This is a genomic window from Methanogenium sp. S4BF, from assembly GCF_029633965.1.
Lineage (GTDB): Archaea > Halobacteriota > Methanomicrobia > Methanomicrobiales > Methanomicrobiaceae > Methanogenium.
In genome coordinates, this window is sequence record NZ_CP091277.1 from 1,443,780 (window position 1) to 1,464,627 (window position 20,848).

Annotated in this window: 18 protein-coding genes and 2 tRNA genes; 8 read left to right on the forward strand and 12 right to left on the reverse strand. The window is 55.9% G+C overall.

Going from position 1 to position 20,848, the window contains the following annotated elements; translation table 11 throughout:
- Window positions 1–187 precede the first annotated feature (187 nt).
- Window positions 188–273 (forward strand) — tRNA-Ser (locus L1S32_RS06925).
- 240 nt (window positions 274–513) lie between these two features.
- Here L1S32_RS06925 and L1S32_RS06930 read toward each other — a convergent pair.
- The gene (locus L1S32_RS06930; protein WP_278154296.1) at window positions 514–2,241 is read right to left on the reverse strand and encodes a PAS domain S-box protein; all 1,728 of its coding nucleotides are present in this window, start codon (window positions 2,239–2,241) and stop codon (window positions 514–516) included.
- A 457-nt stretch (window positions 2,242–2,698) separates the two neighbouring features.
- Window positions 2,699–2,860, reverse strand: coding sequence for a rubredoxin (locus L1S32_RS06935; RefSeq protein WP_278154297.1), 162 nt, complete (start codon window positions 2,858–2,860; stop codon window positions 2,699–2,701).
- Window positions 2,861–2,976: 116 nt separating this feature from the next.
- On the opposite strand from L1S32_RS06935, the gene L1S32_RS06940 reads away from it, so the two are divergent.
- Both L1S32_RS06940 and L1S32_RS06945 read left to right on the forward strand, forming a co-directional pair.
- Window positions 2,977–4,176 carry a Xaa-Pro peptidase family protein gene (locus tag L1S32_RS06940; RefSeq protein WP_278154298.1) on the forward strand — a complete coding sequence of 400 codons (1,200 nt, stop codon included), beginning with the start codon at window positions 2,977–2,979 and terminating at the stop codon, window positions 4,174–4,176.
- Window positions 4,177–4,312: 136 nt separating this feature from the next.
- Window positions 4,313–5,008: an NAD(P)/FAD-dependent oxidoreductase gene (locus tag L1S32_RS06945; RefSeq protein ID WP_278154299.1), complete on the forward strand. Its 696-nt coding sequence runs from the start codon at window positions 4,313–4,315 to the stop codon at window positions 5,006–5,008.
- A gap of 121 nt (window positions 5,009–5,129) precedes the next feature.
- On the opposite strand, the gene L1S32_RS06950 is transcribed toward L1S32_RS06945, so the two are convergent.
- The gene (locus L1S32_RS06950; protein ID WP_278154300.1) at window positions 5,130–6,353 is read right to left on the reverse strand and encodes an MFS transporter; all 1,224 of its coding nucleotides are present in this window, start codon (window positions 6,351–6,353) and stop codon (window positions 5,130–5,132) included.
- Window positions 6,354–6,835: 482 nt separating this feature from the next.
- Here L1S32_RS06950 and L1S32_RS06955 point away from each other — a divergent pair, with 482 nt between their 5' ends.
- The 3 genes from L1S32_RS06955 to L1S32_RS06965 are packed head-to-tail and all read left to right on the forward strand — an operon-like array spanning window position 6,836 to window position 9,320.
- Window positions 6,836–7,717 (forward strand): zinc ABC transporter substrate-binding protein, encoded by an 882-nt coding sequence (locus tag L1S32_RS06955; RefSeq protein WP_278154301.1) that lies wholly within the window; start codon window positions 6,836–6,838, stop codon window positions 7,715–7,717.
- 2 nt (window positions 7,718–7,719) lie between these two features.
- Window positions 7,720–8,502, forward strand: coding sequence for an ABC transporter ATP-binding protein (locus L1S32_RS06960; RefSeq protein WP_278154302.1), 783 nt, complete (start codon window positions 7,720–7,722; stop codon window positions 8,500–8,502).
- Entirely contained in the window at window positions 8,499–9,320 is an 822-nt protein-coding gene (locus L1S32_RS06965) for a metal ABC transporter permease (protein ID WP_278154303.1), read from the forward strand. The genes L1S32_RS06960 and L1S32_RS06965 overlap by 4 nt, the downstream gene beginning before the upstream one ends.
- An 85-nt stretch (window positions 9,321–9,405) precedes the next feature.
- On the opposite strand, the gene L1S32_RS06970 is transcribed toward L1S32_RS06965, so the two are convergent.
- The 3 genes from L1S32_RS06970 to iorA form a co-directional block, all read right to left on the reverse strand.
- Complete coding sequence (locus tag L1S32_RS06970; protein WP_278154304.1) at window positions 9,406–10,914, reverse strand: META domain-containing protein; 1,509 nt, start codon at window positions 10,912–10,914, stop codon at window positions 9,406–9,408.
- Between the two features lie 306 nt (window positions 10,915–11,220).
- The gene (iorB, locus tag L1S32_RS06975; RefSeq protein WP_278154305.1) at window positions 11,221–11,802 is read right to left on the reverse strand and encodes an indolepyruvate ferredoxin oxidoreductase subunit beta; all 582 of its coding nucleotides are present in this window, start codon (window positions 11,800–11,802) and stop codon (window positions 11,221–11,223) included.
- On the reverse strand, window positions 11,799–13,568 hold the full coding sequence (iorA, locus tag L1S32_RS06980) for an indolepyruvate ferredoxin oxidoreductase subunit alpha (protein WP_278154306.1): 1,770 nt from the start codon (window positions 13,566–13,568) through the stop codon (window positions 11,799–11,801). The genes iorB and iorA overlap by 4 nt, the downstream gene beginning before the upstream one ends.
- Before the next feature lie 149 nt (window positions 13,569–13,717).
- Between iorA and L1S32_RS06985 the strand changes: the two genes are divergently transcribed.
- Both L1S32_RS06985 and L1S32_RS06990 read left to right on the forward strand, forming a co-directional pair.
- Window positions 13,718–13,790 (forward strand) — tRNA-Ile (locus L1S32_RS06985).
- 80 nt (window positions 13,791–13,870) lie between these two features.
- Window positions 13,871–14,341, forward strand: coding sequence for a hypothetical protein (locus L1S32_RS06990; protein WP_278154307.1), 471 nt, complete (start codon window positions 13,871–13,873; stop codon window positions 14,339–14,341).
- 175 nt (window positions 14,342–14,516) lie between these two features.
- Here the strand turns inward: L1S32_RS06990 and L1S32_RS06995 are convergent, their stop codons facing one another.
- The 6 genes from L1S32_RS06995 to L1S32_RS07020 form a co-directional block, all read right to left on the reverse strand.
- Entirely contained in the window at window positions 14,517–14,984 is a 468-nt protein-coding gene (locus L1S32_RS06995; protein WP_278154308.1) for a hypothetical protein, read from the reverse strand.
- A 492-nt stretch (window positions 14,985–15,476) separates the two neighbouring features.
- Window positions 15,477–15,938 (reverse strand): hypothetical protein, encoded by a 462-nt coding sequence (locus L1S32_RS07000; RefSeq protein ID WP_278154309.1) that lies wholly within the window; start codon window positions 15,936–15,938, stop codon window positions 15,477–15,479.
- A 199-nt stretch (window positions 15,939–16,137) separates the two neighbouring features.
- On the reverse strand, window positions 16,138–17,664 hold the full coding sequence (locus L1S32_RS07005; RefSeq protein WP_278154310.1) for a serine/threonine-protein kinase: 1,527 nt from the start codon (window positions 17,662–17,664) through the stop codon (window positions 16,138–16,140).
- A complete protein-coding gene (locus L1S32_RS07010; RefSeq protein ID WP_278154311.1) occupies window positions 17,661–18,521 on the reverse strand; it encodes an FHA domain-containing protein in 861 nt (286 codons plus the stop codon). Before L1S32_RS07010 ends, L1S32_RS07005 begins: the two co-directional genes overlap by 4 nt.
- 446 nt (window positions 18,522–18,967) lie before the next feature.
- The gene (locus L1S32_RS07015; protein ID WP_278154312.1) at window positions 18,968–19,528 is read right to left on the reverse strand and encodes a hypothetical protein; all 561 of its coding nucleotides are present in this window, start codon (window positions 19,526–19,528) and stop codon (window positions 18,968–18,970) included.
- A 96-nt stretch (window positions 19,529–19,624) separates the two neighbouring features.
- On the reverse strand, window positions 19,625–20,836 hold the full coding sequence (locus tag L1S32_RS07020; protein ID WP_278154313.1) for a tRNA (N(6)-L-threonylcarbamoyladenosine(37)-C(2))-methylthiotransferase: 1,212 nt from the start codon (window positions 20,834–20,836) through the stop codon (window positions 19,625–19,627).
- Between the last annotated feature and the right edge of the window lie 12 nt (window positions 20,837–20,848).

A 20,848-nucleotide genomic window follows, 5' to 3' on the forward strand; every position in this document is an offset into this window, starting at 1 on the left:
CCAAAAACGCATCTCACGTACACCGCAGATACTCGTCCGCACCAATAATCCCGCAATTATCTGCGCACCCGGCCGGTGAGCCACAGGGAACCCGTCTCGACGGCCCGTTTCGGCAGCAATCCGTCATTCGAAAACCCATAGCATTAAGAAATGCAGTCCCGAATATAGTAGGGCAGCAGCATGCTGTGCTGAGGTAGTCTAGTCTGGTAGGGCGCAGGCCTGGAAAGCCTGTGGGGCGTTGGCCCCTCGGGAGTTCAAATCTCCCCCTCAGCGCTTGTTATTTTTTTGTCGCCACTATTCAGCTGCAGTTCTCTATTTCATTCACATCAGTGAATACTGACCGCCATCATCATCGCCCCTTTCGATGTCAGAACCAGTCCGGCATCACGTGCTTTTCAGTATGTTGCATGCACCTGAAGGAAGATCAGATGATCTCTCCCCGCACGTAAACGAGGTTCTGCCACCCAGCGGGCATCTGACATCCCCTCTGTTGAAAAAAAAACAGAACCGAATTTATTCCGGATATCTCCATGCCCGGGGAGGGATGCGGATCTCAAAACGGGCCCCTTCTCCTTCGGTTCCCGTCTCAGAGATGCCAATATCGGTAACGGAGAGAATCTCACGGGAGAACGACAGTCCGAACCCGGTATTCTTTCCGTACCCGAACCGGAATATCTTCTCCTTCTCATCCTCACTTACACCCGTGCCGTCGTCTTCGAAAAGAAGCACCAGTGTGCCGTCGGCCTGCTCTTCGGTGGTGATACGAACGCATTTTACCGTTTCGCCGTGACGAATCGCGTTTTCGAGCAGATTATACATCACCTTTTCAGAAAGGGGGTCAGCAAACATCTCCACCGGAATGATCCGTACCTGTATGTCAACACCCTCATGAGGGAGACCCTGTACCGCATGTTCAATCATTGTTCCAAGCCCCTGCCATACGGGTGTTTTCGAACCGATCTCCTGATACTCGCGGGAGAAACGGAGGTGCTGAATAATCTTATCGACAATCCCAACGGAAAGTGAGAGATACTGCCCGCTCTCCCCGCCATGAGGGTCATCTTCAAGAATGGCCAGATAGCCGGAGAGAGCGGTGACAAGATTGCTGATGTCGTGCCGGGTCAGTTGCGAGAGCAGGGATATTTTTTCATTTGCAATCCGAAGAGCGGTCTCCGATGCCTTCCTCTCCGTGATATCACGAATGATAAGGACGATGCCGGCAGGCTTCCCGTCCCGGTCCATGACCATCGACCCCGCAATACTGACAACACGGGGTACCTCATGGGGGAGGATTAGCTCGAAGTCCGAGACCCTCACCTCCCCTCGGAACGTCTGCCTGATGGCCCCATATGCCTCATCGGGGATGATCGAACTGACGGATCTGCTGATAAGACCTGCCTCCGTAGCACAAAAGATCTCTGTCGCGGACTGGTTCACCGCGATGATCTGCCCATCCAAATCTGTCAGGACCATCCCATCAGGCATGGTCCGGAGGATCTCGGCGACCGCCGTCTCCGGGCTCAGCACAAAGAGGCCGTACTTCCGAATGGCATAAACGATGAGCACAGAGAAGATGACAATCCCGATGAAGACCAGATTCGGGGTATGAATGCCAAAGAGCGGGAGAATCGCACCCGAGAGGGACCCAAAGACGATGACCGTTGCAACACCGACACAGACAAGGCGATTCTGATGCCGGATCCTCCCGGAGGGTGCCCGCTGCCATGAGAGGTAAATAGCGTAGAATGCCCAGACCATGAGAAGAAAGTAATAGCAGGTAATTATCTGGCAGACGGGATTTGTCAGCACCGGCAGGTAGACATAGCCAAAACCCGGTTCGTAGGTAATGGCATAGACCCAGTCGGTGGATATCCCTATCAGGGCGAACAGGACAGCAGGCAGATAGAGGCCCGTACCCAGGGTAAATGCTCGTTGCATGCCTTTTGAGGGGATGGCATCAGTGAATGCAATGATAAAATGGACAGAAATTGCGAACACGATGGTCCAGACAGAGCTCGCCTTCAGCCAGAAGAGGAAGCCGGCATAGTCGGCAGCCTGCCAGATGAAAAACTCCCCGAGGGCCCAGTACGTCGCGGCGAGCATCAGTGCCAAAAAGAGGCGATGAATCGTTGACCCGGGTTTTTGCGCATAGACAAAGATCCCCAGACTATAGGTGATAAGTGCCGAAACGAGACAGAAACCGACGAGAGCTTCAAAAATGAGCGGTGATACTGCAGGCATCACATCCACCAAAAACCTGCAGAGGTCTGCTGCCTCTTTGAAAGCCAGACACCCCGCTGCCTATCGATCTCTGGTCTCATCATCCGGCACATACGCAATACAAAAGGCTCTGTTTTCCATTATGAAAATGTTTTCCTCATATTCGGAGATAAAAGGCCGGAATAATAGAGAAATAACGGATCATCTGCAGAACAAAGAATATCACCTGAAGCCGACATGGAAATAGTGTTGCCGGTCATAAAGCCGGCATACCAAACCGCGTCCCAAGATATACCTGCGCCGACTGTCCGGGTTCAAATGAGAAGGGGGGAAAATCCGGACATACATCCGCCACGGAAAGGAAAGCCTGCCCATAATGAAACCCGAAAGGTCACCGGATAGCAACCGGCACATTCCCTCACAGGAGGATGAGAGAACAGGCATCCGGGAGGGTGGCGGGCAGGAGGCTGCCCCCTCATCACACAATCATCACAAAACTCTTCTTCTCCGCACCGCACCGCGGGCAGACCCAGGTGGCGGGCAGGTCTTCAAACGGGGTGTTCGCCGGGATGCCCTGCGTGTGGTCACCGCTCTCCGGAAGATAGACATAGCCGCATTTTTTGCATCTATACTGGTTCATGAATCTGACATTCCCGGCAGAGCATATATCTGTTTGGTGGCGTGCTGAGTTCCGGCAGAAATCCGGCATACAAAACCATCACACCCGTTATCACCGGGGAGTGCATACCTGTAGCCATGACTGCACCCGTCCCCCTCACTGAACTGCAGCAGAGAATGAGACGATTCCGGGATCGAATGGATACAAGAGAGCCGGACTGGGAGTGTGTGGTGATATTCAGCAATATCAGCCTCTACTACTTCACCGGCACCCGGCAGGATGGCATGCTCCTCATCCCCCGCAGCGGTGAACCGATTTTCCGGGTCAGACGCAGCTATGAACGGGCCTGTCACGAATCGGCATTCCCCCGGATTGCACCAATGCGGAGTTTCCGTGATGCGGCAGGTGATCTGCCGGTCATGCCTGCCACCGTCCACATGGAGACTGAGGTGGTGCCGCTTGCCCTGCTTGAGCGTTTCCGCAGACACTTCCCGGTCAAAACAATTTATGCGGCAGACACCCATCTTGCCGCTGTCCGGGCGGTGAAAAGCCCGTATGAACTCAGCCTGATGGAAGAGGCGGGCCGGATTCACCAGAGAGTGCTCGAAGAACGGGTCCCGGAACTGCTCAGGACAGGTATGAGTGAAGCGGAGTTTGCCTCCCTCCTTTATCCGGTCCTCATCGAGGAAGGGCACCATGGCATCGTCCGGTTCGGCATGTTTGACACCGAGATTGTCATGGGACAAATAGGATTCGGAGAGAGCAGCCTTTACCCCACCGCATTCAACGGGCCGGGGGGCTGCCTTGGCCTCTGTCCGGCAGTCCCGCTCCTGGGGAGCAGGAAGCGGACCCTCAAAGACGGCGATCTGGTCTTCGTGGACATCGGCTGCGGCGTGGAGGGCTATCATACCGACAAGACCATGACCTATGTCTTCGGGAAGGGCCTTCCGGCAGAAGCCATCCTCGCACACCGCCAGTGTGTCGAAATCCAGGACAGGATGGCTGCCATGCTCAGGCCCGGCGCTATCCCCTCAGAAATGTACCGGACCATCACAGACTCCCTCTCCCCCGCATTTCTGGAGAATTTCATGGGGTTCGGTGACCGGCGGGTGAACTTCCTCGGCCATGGCGTGGGTCTTCTCATCGATGAACTGCCGGTTATAGCCCGTGGCTTTGACGAACCCGTCACAGAAGGGATGGCATTCGCCCTTGAACCCAAGAAAGGTATCCCCGGTGTCGGGATGGTGGGAATCGAGAACACCTTTATCGTCACCCCTGCAGGGGGACGGTGCATCACCGGCACCCACCCCGGACTTCTGCCGGTGCCGGTCAGATAACCGGCCTTCCGGATAGTCCGTACCCATTCTTTTTCCCCGACCCGGCCTCCGGCAGCCCGCCATATTTATATACCCCGCCACCGTATTGCGGGATCATTTACGGCAGCAAAGAGCGCCGGAACTGAGGTAATAAAAAATGGAAGACGGTCCCCGAGGAGCAATCCTCCAGCGTGATAAACAATCCTATGCAATCGTCCCCCGTACACCCGCAGGGATTGTCAGCCCGGAAGATCTGGAGAATATCATCAAGGTTGTCCGGCGCTATGAGATCCCGGTGATAAAAATAACATCCGGACAGCGGATGGTGCTTGTTGGCATCAAAGAAGACGATGTGGAGAAGATATGGAATGAACTGGGCATGACTGTCGGTGAAGCCACCGCACCCTGTGTGCATTATGTGCAGGCATGCCCCGGCACCGTGGTCTGCAAATACGGGCTGCAGGATTCACTTGGTCTCGGACTTGAACTTGAAGAGATGTACCAGGACATGCATCTGCCGGCAAAGCTGAAGATGGGCGTCTCCGGCTGCCCACGGTGCTGTGGTGAGAGTCACCTGAGAGATATCGGTGTGCTGGGCACCGGGAAAGGCTGGACCGTCATTTTCGGCGGCAATTCCGGCGGACGGCCACGCATCGGAGATGTGATTGCAAAAGAACTCTCGGCAGATGAGGTAAAAGACCTGGTAAAACGCCTCCTTGTGTATTACCGGGATACCGCAAACCCCGGTGAAAGGACCGCCCGTTTCGTGGAACGGGTCGGCATGGACACCATCAAAAGCGATCTGCTCTCGAAAATACCATACATACCTCTTGCGGGTCTCAATCTGCAATAGACAGAAATTCTACGTCCCCATCATTTTTCCGGCACAAAAACGAGGCGTAAATGGCTTCCTCAATATGGAAACAAGCCTTCAGCCACCGGTGTCCGCACCATCCGGTGTGTGAGGCGGCAGATCATACCGCCACTCCTCCCTCACCCTTCTCCATGACAGACCGTGCATAGAAGAAGACCGGAAGGGCGATGCACTGCATCACTGCCATAAAGCCGATAACAAGCGTGATGGAGACGCCATAGGCCCATCCGAGAATCAGGCTCCCCCCGAACCATGACGCCCCGTACACCGTATTGAAGATGCCGTAGGCCAGTCCCCGTTTGGAAACGGCAGTATAGTCAGCGACCGCTGCCCTGAGGATCGTCTCCTGTATGCCCATCACAGAGCCCCAGAGCAGGGCTGCCGGAAGGGCTGAAGAATATGAACCGGCAAATGCGAAGAAGGGAATCACAAGGCTGATAACCGGTGCTGCACCGAGAATGATGAGTCCGTGCCGGTCGTACAGCCGCCCGGCGATCAGTGCCACCACCGCATCTGCCCCCATTGCAATCGCATAGAAGAGCGGGATCTGCTCATACGGGACGATGCCGGCAGATGAATAGTGAAAGGCGATGAGGGGAAATACGGCAAACCCTGCCATGGTCAGCGCAGTGAACACGCCATAGGGCACCAGTGCCCGCGTTGAGAGCTTCTTCCCGGAGATGCCCGATGCCACCTCCATCTCCTCCGGCACCGGCGCCTTCATCCGGGTGATGAACAGTGCGGCCATCATCAGTACAAAGGGAATGAGGAGCAGGACAAACCCGCCCCGGTAGTCACCCTGCACCAGAAATGCGGCAGAGAATATGAGCGGCCCCGCGATGGCCCCCACCTGATCCATCGCCTCGTGGATGGCAAATCCCCACCCTCTTCCGACAGGAGCCGTCACATTCGAGAGGATGGCATCCTTGGCCGGTGCCCGGATGCCCTTCCCCATCCGTTCAATGATATAGAGGACGGCGGCAATCTCCCATGATCCGGCAAGAGCAAGAAACGGGACTGCAATGAGCATGCCGTACCCCATAAATGTCAGTGCCCAGTAATGACGGGTGGAGTCGGCGACATATCCCGACACCAGGCGCAGGCCATACCCGACAAACTCCCCAAAACCGGCTACAAATGCGACCACAAATGCACTTCCGCCGAGGAGGTAGATGTACGGGCCCGCCACACCCCGTGCCCCTTCGTAGATCATATCCCCGAAAAGGGAGACAATGCCAAAGAGAAGGATAATGGCATAGGCCTTCCGTCTGCTGCCGCCAGAGAGGGAGATGACCGGTTCCATGAATGAGTGTTCCTGCGCCATCGATAATCAACCAATGGGTCGTACAGCAACACTGTCCGGACGACACAAAATCCGGACGAATTCACTGTTGATTCCTCCAATCAGGCTCATCTTCAGGGAACAAATCGAGTGAGAACAAGCCTTGTCCGGGCAACAGAACAATCCCTTCCGGATGCGGTGAAACCGGAATAAGACCCCGGCATTGCCCCTGTGTCGGGCAAACAACTCCCTGTACCATGCGCGCTTTTGCCTCTCAATCCCGCCACAATCCGGCCCCCATCCTCTCCGGAACGGCGGCAGATACCCTCCCGGGTTTTATCGCCGGTTATTTCAGCGATGTGAGAAAAATCTCCATTCTCACCACCAAACCATTTATGAATCAAAACCGGGAATAGAAAGACAGGGAGGGCATTCCCACGCAGAAACCACATATACACCGAACAGCAGATTCTGCCCGGCCAAAGGGCCTGCGCCAGAGAGCCATACTCACCATGGTGATTGTCATGGCATCTGCTGTATTCGGCTGCGGATGTATAAATGATATAACACCCGTGGCGCCTTCATCCGGAGAGATGAACCACACAGCACCACTCCCCGTCGCAGTCACCATCCCGCCGTACCGGGAGTTTGCCGAAGCCGTCGGGGGTGACCGGGTAACGGTCATGGTTATGGTGCCTCCCGGCGCCAGCCCGCACACCTACGAACCCACACCCGGACAGCTGAAGGCACTCTCAGAAACACCGCTCTATCTGGCAGTGGGCACCGGCATCGAATTTGAGGATGCCTGGATGAAGAGGCTGACCTCGGTGAACCCCGGCATGCAGGTCGTGGACACATCGGCAGGCATTACCCTGGTATCCACGGATGCCGGGGGCATCCCCATCACGGATGGCAGTATTCGCTATGACCCCCATGTCTGGCTATCGCCGGTAAATGTTCGTATCATCGCACGGAACATTGCCGATGCCTATATCACGGAATCACCTGACGATGCCGCATATTTTGAGGCACGGTATGCCGCCTATGATGCATACCTCGCACGCCTCGACGAAGAGATTACAGAAGTCTTCGCCGATGCGGGAGAGAAAACCGTGCTTGTCTATCACCCCGCGTGGGGATATTATGCCGACCGCTACGGGCTTTCCATGACATCGGTTGAAGCGGACGGGAAAGAGCCCTCACCGGCCACACTCAAAACAATCATCACCGCCGCAGAAGAGAAAGGCATCCCGGTCATATTTGCCTCCCCGGAATCCCCGACCCGCAATGCACAGGCCATTGCAGATGAGATCGGCGGCAGTGTCGTCTATATCAGTCCCCTTGCAGAGAACTACACCGAAAACCTGATGCAGGTCACCGGGGCCTTCCGGACATGGGCGGTGTGAGCATGAAACCGCCGGTGATCGAAGTGGAGCACGTAAGCCTCGGCCAGAACGGCCAGGTGATGCTGGAGGATATCAGCCTCACGGTCCGGGAACATGAATTTCACGCCATCATCGGCCCCAACGGCGGCGGAAAGACCACACTCCTGAAAGTGATCCTCGGCCTCATCCGGCCGGATTCAGGCACAGTCAGGGTATTGGGCGGCACTCCCCATGAGATGCGGGTGCATCTCGGGTATGTGCCCCAGTTCCGTACATTTGACTTTCAGTTCCCGATATCCGTGCAGGACATGGTCGCATCCGGACGCCTCGGCCATCTGGCAGGCCCCTTCCAGCGGTTCACCCGTGAAGATGAGGACGCGGCAGACGAGGCGATGGAGACGATGCAGATTACCCACCTGAAAGACCGCCCCATCCATGACATCTCGGGCGGTGAGCGTCAGCGGGCGATCATTGCCCGTGCCCTCGCCGGAAGACCTTCGGTTCTGCTCCTCGATGAGCCAACCGTCTATGTCGACAGCCCGACAGCAGTGCGCTTCTATGATATTCTCAGCCGGCTGCGGGAATCGATGACCATCGTCCTTGTCACCCATGACATCAGCGCCCTCTCACCGGATGTCACCCACATCTCCTGTGTCAACCGCCGCCTCTTCACGCACCATGACAATCAGATCACCGATGATATGATCCAGGGCGCCTATCCCTGCCCGGTGGATCTCATCGCTCACGGCGTCCCCCACCGGGTTATTCCCGACCATGAGAACCGGGTCTTCGGGGGCAGGAAATGATCGAGGCGCTGGGGTTTGAATTCTTCCGCAATGCACTCATCGCGGGACTCCTCGCAAGCATTGCCTGCGGCGTCATCGGCAGTTTCGTGGTCGTCAAACGCATGGCGTCCCTCGCAGGCGGCATCTCCCATGCGGCCTTCGGGGGGATCGGCCTAGGGTATTTTCTGGGTATCGACCCGCTTGCAGGCGCCGCGGCAGTCGCCCTCGGCACCTCTGCTGCCACCGCATGGATACGGATGAAGGCGCACCAGCATCTCGACACACTCGTGGGTGCGGTGTGGGCCACCGGCATGGCGGCAGGCATCCTTTTTATCTACATCACTCCCGGATTTGCGCCTGACCTTTTCAGCTACCTCTTCGGAAATATTCTCCTGGTCCCCCGTGGCACGCTCTATTCCATGGCCATTCTCACTGCAGGCATCTGCGGCATTGTGGCCATCCTCTACCCCCGCCTTGTGGCAGTCACCTTTGATGAGGAGTATGCCTCGGTGATGGACCTCCACCCCGACCGAATCATGGTCATCCTCCTGCTTCTGACCGGCCTCACCGTGGTGATGCTCATCCAGATCGTGGGCATCATACTGGTGATTGCCCTCCTGACACTCCCTGCGGCAACCGCCCGCCTCTTTTCCCGCAGCATGAAAGGGCTTATTGTCGGTGCATCGCTCCTCGGCATCGTCTTCACCACTGCAGGCATCTGGCTCTCCTATGCCTTTGACATCCCGTCCGGTGCGACGATTGTGATCGTGAGTGCATGTGTGTATTTCGGAGCGCTCCCCCTGCAGCGGCGGATACAGGGGCGCAGGAAATCAATCTGAAAAATGGACTCCCGTAAAGCTCCATTAAGAGAGAACGGCGGAACCTCACAGGCAAACAGACAAAAAACAGGGAAAGAGGGAGAGGTCAGGGTGCCGGCATATACCGGACGCACGGGTTGCTTTCTTTGTCGTATAAGGTCAGGTCATTTTCCCGGATCTTATAGGAGGCGGCATCCTCCAGTGCTGTCAGATAGCCGCTTTCCTGCTCCATCACCCCTTCCGGGGATTTGCAGTACATCATGGAGAGACCCAGCGGACCAACGGAAAACTTCTGTCCATCCGTCGTATATGAGCCAAAATAACTATTGCAGCCTGCACGCCCGGTTACCTGCCAGTCAGTCCCAAATACCGCTGTCAGCTCTGTGCCCTCCAGTACGGATACCAGATTCCCGTCCGCATCCCGGTATGAAACCGTCAGCCAGTCACCTGCCAGAGGATTCGCCCGTTCGAGAGTATAAGTTAAAAGAGTGATTCCGTCTGCATCACGCACCGTGAGCGTGTCCGGTGTCCGGTCAATCATGCCTGCATCACCAAGAAGGACCAGATACCGCGCTTCCTGCTCCATCACCCCGTCAGGTGAATCGCAGTACATCCTTGTTGAGCCGACAGGCCCGATGGTCATTTCCATCCCGCTCACCGTATAGGGCGCAAGATAATCGTTGCACCCGGCACTGCCGGTCACCTGACCGTCTGCACCAAAGACCGCAGTGACGATAGTGCCAGCCCGTGGTGAAACCACCCCGCCCTGCCCGTTGTTATATCCGGACAGTTCCCAGGTCACCCCTTGTGGGTTGGGAGTATAGGGTCCGAACACTGCCATCTGACGGCCATCTGCACTCACGAGGGACAATTCACCTGCCCCGACGCGGTATGAGGCGGCAGCCTGCACAGCTGCAAAATATGCACTCTCCTGATCCATCACGCCATCCGGGTCCATGCAGTACATCTCAGTCATGGCAAGAGGCCCGATGGAAATGCTTTTTCCGCTCACGACATATGAACCGGAATAGCTGTTGCATCCCGCATTTCCTGACATCTGCCCGTCTTCACCGAACATGGCCGTGACAGAACTTCCGGTGACAACTGAGACAAAACCTCCCGCTCCGTTATTGTAGCCGGTAAGCTCCCATTTCGTCCCTGCCAGATTCTGATCCACCATCCGGAAGATGAGAATCGCCTGTCCTGATGGATCTGTGAACGTAAGCCGGTCACCGGATATCGTGTACCCGGCAACGGTCCCAAGAAGGGCCAGGTACTGCGCTTCCTGATTCATGACATCCGCCCTGTCACAGTACATCAGCGTCACCACGGGGAGATCCAGGGTAAGTGACTGCCCGTCCGTGAGATATGCCGCATGATACCTGTTGCACCCGGACAAACCTGAGACAGATCCCCCGACAAACTCTGCAGTGACGGGAGCTTCGGCAATCGCTGCGGTCATTGCCCCATCCACACCCACATATGTCTCAAGCAACCAGACTGGACCGGTCAGTTCCCCCCCTGTAATCTCCTCCGGCTCCTCCGTACATCCACAACAGAAGGATACGGCTAAGACAAGGATACACGCCCCCACGGTCAATACACCTCTTCTCATACGTCCCTGAATAACACCGGAACAATATATAAATGATGGTGAAAACGATACCACACCACCCAACCCACTCATCCCGTCATTCTGAGGAACAGACGGAGCAGCAGAACGGAGAAGAGGTGTCGTGAGATATGTATGATACCGGATGCTGCGCGGAAGGTGCGTTTATACGGGCATGAAACCGCAAAGCCACCAAAGATGCGTGCGGCACCTTTTCTCATCATCGCTGATTCGCGGTAAGGCCGGCTGGTGAGGCTGGTGAAACAGGCAGCATCAGTATAAAAACGTGGAAAATGGGAGGAATCAGGATTATTTCTGTAGGCACGCCCGGCCCAGTTCAAAGGCCCGGAGATTGGTCTCCACCGTCTTCGGCGGCACAGACCGGGAGATGGCCTCCCTGAGCGCCTCAACACTCAGCGGCAGTGCGTGTGACGCCGCACCCAGCATCACCACATTCTGCGCGAGAATGGTGCCTGCCTCCGTTGCAAGCCCTGCCGCGTCAATCGCGGTGCAGGAGATATCTGCGAGGCGCTCCAGAATCTCAGCCTGCGTCGGCACCTCCGCACCGGCGGTGAAGGCCGATGTCGGGATAATGACGGCATCACTGGTCACGATGCTGCCGCCGGGTTTGAGGAAGTGGCGGTAGCGGAGGGCTTCCAGCAGGTCAAACGAGATGATGATGTCAGCGGTACCCGGCGAGATGAGAGGGCCGTAGATTCCGCCAATCCTGATATGGGTCTCCACAGACCCACCCCGTTGTGCCATACCGTGGGTCTCTGCACCGCGGACCGGCAGACCCGCAATCAGGCATGCCTCGCCGAGAATGTTTGAGGCGAGAATAGTGCCCTGTCCGCCGACGCCGACAATCAGCACATCAAAGGATTGGCTCATTTCGAACCTCCCTTATGAATTGCACCCGCAGGACAGATGTCAGCACAGACCGAACAGCCGCTGCAGAGGCTTGTTATAACCGCCTTTTCGTTGTGGAATTCGATTGCCGGGCACCCGAACTTCACACAGAGACCGCAGCCGGTGCAGACCTCCGGGTCCACCACATACGGTTTCCGGCGGACGCCCTCACGGCGTGCCGCAATCACACATGGCTGCCGGGCCACGATCACCTTTACGCCGTCGCGCTCTTTTGCCGTCTGCAGTGCCTGAAGAAGACCGGTGAGATCATAGGAGCTGATCGTCTCGACCCAGGGCGCGCCGCATGACCGGCAGATTGCCTCAAGGGAAACAGGAGGAGAGGCGACACCGGCGGCAGTCACGCCGGTATTCGGGTTGGGCTGGTGGCCGGTCATCGCGGTGATGCGGTTATCGAGAATGACCACTGTCATATTGGCGCCATTATAGACCGCATTCAAAAGACCCTGAATGCCGGTGTGCAGGAAGGTCGAGTCACCGATGGTGCAGACCACCGGCCGGGTTTCACCGGACTGCGCAATGCCGCTTCCGACCGTGACAGACGCACCCATACAGATGGTGGTGTCCACCATGCCGAGCTGGATGCCCAGAGTATAACAGCCGATGTCACTCGGGAAGATGCCGTCCTTAAACACCTTCTTCATCGCATAGAAGACCGCACGGTGGCCGCATCCGGCACAGAGAAGCGGCGGGCGGGCCGGGATGCCGGCCTCCGGCTCGACGGCAGGGTAGGTCTTTGTCGGAGTGAACCCGGCCGAGAGCATCGCCTCTGCCACGGCAGCGGGGGAGAGTTCACCTTCCATCGGCAGATGACCGTCCATCTTCCCGTGCACGACGGTCGTTGTCGCGGCCATGCGAACCGCCTCTTCGATAACCGGCGAGAGTTCTTCGATGACAAGGACCGTCTCATGCTGGTCAACAAACGCTTTGAGCCATGCGGCGTCAATCGGGTAGGCACCAATCTTTGCAAACGAGACATCACCTGAAATCAGCTCTTCGGCGTAGGATGCGGCAATACCGCCGCTGATGATGGCTGTCTTCCCGCGCACCTCTGCGGTGTTGAACCCTTCATCAACAAGCATCTTCGCAAGGCCCGGCTGTTTTTCGTTGAGTATTTTGTGCAGCACCCGCGTATGTTTCGGGATGACTACATACTGCTGAGGGTTGCGTACAAATGCACCCTTCCGGTGCCCGGTGCCGGGCTCGCCCGGCTCAGCGTCACTTTTAGAGTGGCATATGCGCGTTGTCGGCCGGAAGAGCACCGGCAGACCCACCTTTTCAGAGATTGCAAAGGCTGCCTTCATCATCGAATGCGCTTCACGGACACTTGCAGGGTCCAGGCACGGGATCTTTGCAAAGAGGGCATAGCGCCTGCTGTCCTGTTCATTCTGTGAACTGTGGGCATACGGGTCATCGGCAGAGAGAATCACAAACCCGCCGGTGACACCGGTGTAGGCACTGGTAAGCAGCGGATCCGCTGCCACATTGAGCCCCACATGCTTCATGGTCACCAGAGAACGGATGCCGGTCCATGCCGCAGCAAGGGCATTTTCAAAGGCAACCTTCTCATTAACGGACCATTCAACGTAGAAATCGCGGTCTTTCTGGTGGCGGAGGTAATCAATCACTTCTGATGAAGGAGTCCCCGGGTACCCGCTCGCAAAGTCAATCTCTGCTTCCAGGCACGCATGGGCGATCACCTCATTCCCCAGCATATATCGAGTATTCATACCTGACAAAAGGTATGAGAAAAAAGGGTTTATACTATTCTGATCCATTGCGCTGCCGAACACATCAGACGCACAGGAACAAAACCCCCGGACAAAATCAAAACTGTTAATTACCCGGCAATCCCATCTAATTAGGTAATTCTAAGACAGGGCCCGTAGCATAGTCGGTGGTGCACCCGGCTGATAACCGGGAGGTCGTGCGTTCGAGTCGCACCGGGCCCATCCTTTTCATATTTTTCTGATGATGAGAGTCATCCGTTTCATTTCATTTCCTTAATAAGGAGAGGCCCACAATACACTGTATGGACACACGACAGGTCGCAGCTGTCTTCATCGCAGGTATTGCCGTCTTCGCATATCTCTCAATCACCGGCCAGTTTGCAGCAAGCATCGTCGTCATGCTCTTACTGATAATCGGGATGACCGCCTATATGACCATGCTTGGGAAAACACTCAGTAATGTTCCTGAGCTGACGGCAAGGCTCAGTCCGGACGCAAAGAAGATCATCATCAGAAACTCAGGGAACACCAGCGCCGTGCAGATTCATGTCGCGGTTGTCCCTCTTGATATTGAATATGATGTTGCAGAAGTCTCTCCTGATATGGAACACACGTACGCTGTTGAACGTATGATCAGTGAAGGAAAGGCATACATCACATGGAAAGACCACGAGGGCCATGCGTTCAGCCATGAGAGCCCCATCTCGGCACTGGGTAAAGGAGAGGATGACCTGCTCAAACCCATGTTTCCGATGTTTGATATCAAAAAGTGATCAAACAGGCAATACCGGGATATTCTGGCGGACGCGGCAGATATCACCAGCATCAGGGTATCTTCAGGAGAAGTGAACGGGCATACATCACTGCAGCATGCCCCGTTCCCGGATCAATTATTCAGCACTTTTTTGTACGGATTCAGAAGGTTTCGTTCCGTCAGGCGATTCCCGATCATCTGCTCAATTCTTCACCATCACCGGAAGGCCCCTCTTCAGAAAGCTTCTTTATCAGCGCATGAACCATGTCCATGTCCCCCAATGCAAAGGCGGTGCGGATTTCTGTCACATCGATGCCCTGTTCTTCAATAGTGGCAATATGTCCTGCAATCTGATCTTCACGCTTTACCTCTCCAATCCGGTCCCGGCCGCATTCAGCTCCTTCTGACCGTATCTCATGGTCTTCATCGGTACTGACAGGTCCCTTATCACGAAGTTCTGCCGGCTGCGCATGAACCGTGTCCATGTCACCTGACTCAAAGGCGACGCGGATTTCTGTTACATCAATGCCCTGCTCTTCAAGAAGAGCAGGACTGTCCACCATCTGCCGGCCGGGGTCCGCACTCACAGGGAAGATGACAAGTGCAAAGAGACAGAGAGTCACTGCAAAACCCGCCAGCAGTATCTTTGAATGGGTTATCATATGGATTCATTTCCTTTTTTTCATTGCCGGGTGCTCAAGGGGCCGGGCATATATCTCCGGAACCCCGGTCCCTGAATATAGATCCCCCTGTTCAGGGATAAATGAACAAAATAGCCGTGATTTCATAGCAGAACCGGACGGTTGTATCCTGCAAATCCGAAAGAATACCTCCCACTGGTGAATCGGGAGAGATGCCTGAAGGCAAACCACTATCTGCAAATATATCAGCCATCCGTTTTCAGACGGATTATCTGTGTCAGGACTGAACACGTGTCAAAAAAGGAACGGAAGAGTTTCCCCGATTATGGATGGCGGGGCTGATTCTCATACCAAACCATTTCTGGCGGTCAGGGAATACCCATTTTGTGGTGGATAGTATGGTTCGTTTGTGATAGGTGCAGTATATGCATCAGGTACTTTCACAAGGCATTTCCGGGAAGAAAAGGGAGAATCACTCCCCCGATCTGCGGACACACCCTAATTTTGAATCGGTCACTCAGATGAAGCCATGCCTGAGGATTCGGCTCCGGACCCATAACCCGGTCCGAACCCATTTGTAAAGCAGTTCAGGATTCCATTCTGCATGCACGCACCACGCAGTTCTCCCAGCATGGCACCAATCGTTTCCATGTCACCCGATGCAAGGGCGGCACGGATTTCGGTCATCCCAATGCCCCCCGCATCCGGCATGGCAGTCCGCCCACCCATAATCCGGTCACATGTCTGGTTACAGGTCTGGTTACAGGTCTGATCACAGGTCTGGGTGCAGGTCTGGTCGCGCGTCTTATCGCAGTCACCGGCACACATCCCTGTGCTTTCTGCAGCAGAACCATTGCCTGCGCCATTGCCGGCACCTTTGCCCATCCCGGATGCACTCACCGGAGAGATGATGAATGCACAGAGGCAGAGACCCACGACAAGGCCTGCCAATAGTGTCTTTGAACGTATTTTCATTTTGATCACTTCCATTTCAATATCTGACAGGTGCAGGACAGACAGCCTCAGGCGCCCCCCGCTCCCTGAACATACATCCCTTCTGCTCAGGTATAAATGAACAAAATAGGAACACTCCCACCGCAGAACCGGATAGTTCCATACATGCAGCCATGCCGTTTCAAAAAAAAAATAGAGAGAAGACGAGCCGGGACAGAACTCAGGCATCCGCCGGATATGCCGTCCCTGCCGCATCCAGTGCCTTCAGCAGTTCATCTGCCGACGGAAAACGGTCAGCGGGATTCTTCTCCAGGCACCGCAGAATAAGTGCATCCAGCGGCTTCAGGGACGGATTATGGGAAGAGGGAGGCTGCGGTTTATGCTCCAGGATGGCAGCCGTCATCTCGCCCACACCGGTTTCGGAGAACGGGCGGACACCGGTCACACATTCATAGAATACCACACCCACCCCGTAGATGTCGGTCCGTTTATCCGGCGACCCGAACCGGGTAGGGGCAATCTGCTCCGGGGCCGCGTAGTTCAGTGAGAAACCAGGGGGAGTTGTTTCATGCCCTTCGGTGAGCACGGTCCCCAGCCCCCAGTCGGTAATCTTCGCCATTCCCTCAGCGGTGATAAGAATATTCTGCGGTTTGATGTCCCGGTGGATGATGCCGTTTGCATGCGCATACGCGATGCCCTCCGTAATGCCGCGGATAACAGCCACTGCCTCTGCAGGGTCCAGCGGGAGGGGGCGGGCGGCAAGCGATCCCGGCAGATACTCCATCTCGACAAAGGGAACCGGCAGGATGTTCACCGAGAAGAGGGTCACAATATTCGTGTGGGAGAGATGTTCCCAGATGCGCATCTCTTTTAAAAACATCTTCCCGGTCACCTCATCAAAACTGATCGGAACTTTCACCGCCACTTCCTCTCCGTCACAACGCCGTTTTGCACTGAAAACCCGTGCAATACCTCCTTTGCCGATAAACCTGACATTCTGGTAGCGTTCGTTGAGCGGCAACGGGAAATACGTTGAGCCCGGTGAGCTGTTCATCACGGCTGCTTCATCGGAAAAGGACCGGGAAGACCACGACGATGTCACGGCAACAGTCTCATCAGCTGATCCGGCCGCCCCTTCATTCCGGGGGCCATCCGCCATCTGCCGTTTCCCTGCAATAAGCCGGTACAGCAATGCACCACCGGCAGCTGCAAGAATGCCGACAACAACGAACAGCAGCACCGGGTCGACCCCGTACCGGTTCAGATACTGAATCAGACCGGCCCCTTCATTCGCACGGGATGACCCCTGAGGTGCCTGAGTCATCTGTGCAGGCCCACCGTCCTCCCGAACGGTCAGGTTCGTCTGATTTGTCTGGACGGCCCGGGTTGTTTCAGCCGGCGGGAACAGAACAGGCAGGGACCCCTGCACATCGTCTGTGTCATACGGCAGAACCTCCGTAGCATTACCGGAAAGAAGGCCGCGCCGCATTGCATCCATCGGACCCGCATCAGATGTCCGGTTGTTTGAACCCGGCGTCATACGGTGGGTTGCCTCAGGCTGAAGCACCACTTCCCCGGTCTGTGCGGAGCTGATCGCCGTCAGATTTTCCCCGGCATCATATCCCCGCCCATCAGGCGCCTCACCCATCGCAGCAGCACCGGCACCCGTGCAGAGTGCGGCGGCAAGTATGCCGGCACAGAGCAGCATGAACCAGAACCGGAAACTACCCCTCTCAGACAGTATCAATTCTCAGTTACCTCTCCACCTGATGCATCCCCCTGAATGAAGAGAAACCGTGCCCCCTTCATGCCCCGTGCCAGTTCAAGTACATCCCCGTCTTTCAGCGGATGCGCTGCACCCGGATGAACCTGCAGATCATTGATATATGAACCGCTGGTGCTTCTGCAGTCCTCATACGTCCACCCGGATTCACCTTTCCTGATGACCCCGTGGGGCCTGGAGACACGGGTTACTGCCTCATAACGCCGGGAAAGAACAATCTCTGCATCCGGGCGGGCAGGCGAGGCAGGAATATACCGGGCAGGGGCATCCGGCCCGTCTGCAGGTGCAACCCCGCTGCCCGACGCATCGGCCCTGCCGATATGCACTCTCACATCAGTAAGGGGAAAGACAACCGCCTCATCGGTCTCTTCCGGCATCACGAGGACCGGGGAGTCACCCGCATACTCAGCGGCCACCATCCGGCGCGTCTCCTCCGCCTTCTCAGCAAAGGCGCCGCCGGTGATTCTCACATCAATGTTGCTGAAGAAGCCAAGGTTTCTGATGACTGATTCCATCCCGCCTGAGACCAGCGAATATTTCCAGACCGGAAGGGCACCTTTGGACGTACACCGCCCGATGCCTGCCTTTTTCTGTACCACACCGGTATTCAGGAGTTTGACCATGTGCTTTTTCGTATTTTCATAGCTTGTCCGGATATGACCGGCAATCTCCCTGAGTTCCATCGGCCCTGCTTCCAGCACCTTCAGAATCTTCAGTCGCGTGGGATTTGAGAGCGCATTCAGGTATTCAGACAGGTCAGCATAGTATTCCGGATCATCTGCCGCCACCACCGTCTCGTTCATCGGATCGTTGTTCTGCATTCCGTCACCTCACTTCCCGGACTCTGTCATATACCTGTATACCAGCACCTGTAACAATATCCATCATTGATACCTCCAGTATACGGTCTTCCCGGGTGCCCTGCCGCCTCCCGTGCACCCGGCATCTGACCCTGATATACAGGACAAAAACACCGTGTCAGGCGCCAATTCAGCACCGGCCCCGTTTCCGGATAGGAATACGACCGGGATTCATCCGTCGTTTTTCGCCTGCATGTACCAGACACAGCAGGCACATTCAGAGACACAGGCGATATCCCCGACATCTCCTCCATGACTACCGCTATAGGAAGATGCAGATGAGAAGAAGTACGGCAGGACGGCCAATAAAACTATACAGCGGGAACAGTTCTGGTATGGAACCGGATGGTTCCATACATCCGCCCCGCATTCATACCAGCAGCGAATAACCGATGCTTAAACCAGCATCAGTTCGCGGCGTCTTTCTCTTCTGCAAGAAGGAACTCAAGGACCTTGCCCATTGCTTCATACAGGCCGGATTCATCCTTTGCGTACTGCTGCATCGCCTTGTAGAGCATCACTGCCGGCTCAAACCCGTACAGGGCAATCGCGTCCTCCGTAGAGAGGTCTTTTTTATACACATCGATTAAAAACCCGTCACTGCTGTACATCAGTTCAGAGAATACACCTTCTGCATCCAGTACGAGATACTGGTTGTCCACCTTTTTTGTGGTGTCATCCGGCCGGTAGGGCAGCGGATCCGTCTTGCCGAGAATCAGCATCTTCTGGTCAAAATACACCGTATCATAGAGTTCGCCCTTTCCGTCCTTCTTCCCCCTGAGCATCATCGAGAGGCCCGCTTTCGGGACAAGTGCCGCGGCATCTGCCGCAAGACGCGAGATCAGGCTCTCAACTTTCGCATGAATCTCAGGAGAGAGGGCATCCACCCCTTCTGTGCTCTTCTTTGCACAGGCAACTGCTGCCTGAAATCCCTCTTCAATCTTCTCTATATCGCATGAACCCTGCATGTGTGGATCGTTATACAAAAAGAGGTATTAACCCTTCGCAAATAGTGAACCGGTACGAGGTCACGCAGAAGACAAAAGATAAGGCGGGAAGGAAATTCAGACAGGTGCTGCCATCAGGTAATGACGGCGGTGCCCGGTAACCTTCACCCGAAGCCGGGTGCCCAGCGGGATCTCCTGTGGTATGACAATATTCTGGTAGGTGGCATCCCGTGCGATGACCGTCCCGTTCTTCTTCTGCTCGGTGACAAGCACCGAAAGCTCCCGTCCGATCCAGCGGAGGTTCTCTTCATCATAGATGCGTTCCGTGAGATGGGTAAGGGCACGGGACCGCTCCTTTTTGACCCAGTCGGGATGGTCGTGATACTGAGCGGCCGGCGTTCCCTCCCGGACCGAAAAACGGGTGATATTTACCTTGGTCGGGCGCACCCGGCCAAGCATCTCCAGTGTTTCATCAAACTCACGGCATCCTTCCGTGGGAAACCCTGCAATGATGTCTGTTGAAACCCGCACATCAGGAATTTCCGCACGAAACGCCGCCACTACCGTTTCGAACTCCGCTGCCGTATACCCGCGGTTCATAGAGGCAAGGACGGCATCTGAACCCGACTGCACCGGCAGATGCACAAACCCGAAGATCTTTTCATGGGCAAAGGCAGGTGCGAGACGGTCGATGATCCGTCCGGCGGTCGCCGGGTTCATCATGCCGACCCGGAGACGGAAATCACCCTTTGCACCGGCAATCCGCTCCAGCAGATCGGCAAGGTCTGTTCCCAGATCCATCCCCCAGGCACTTACATCCTGTCCGGTGAGCTGAATTTCATAGGCGCCTCCGGCCGCGAGCCGTTCTACCTCAGCAACGATTGCATCCGCTGAAAAACTCTTCAGCGGGCCGCGGGCCGCACGGGTGATGCAGTAGCTGCATGCACCGAGACAGCCGGTGCCGGTCTGGACCACACCGGTGTGGGGATCCGTCATCGCCCCCACTTCAGGACATGTCATATACATCTCCTCCGGCAGAATCAGGTGCAGATCAGGGAATGTTTCCAGAAGTATTTCACGCTGGACCACCGGCATGCACCCGGTGACCACAATCTCCTTTCCGGCATATGCCCGGATACGGCGCAGCATCGCCCGTTCGGTTGCCCCGACAACCGTGCAGGTGTTGAGGATGATGCACTCCGCCTCCTCAGCAGGCACCCTGACACACCCCTGCCGTTCCGCAAGAGCAATAATCTTCTCCGTATCGGCATGATTGAACGTACAGCCGTATGATTCGACGTGGATGGTCTTGTCTCGCAGGGTATCCATAAGTGCTCCGTT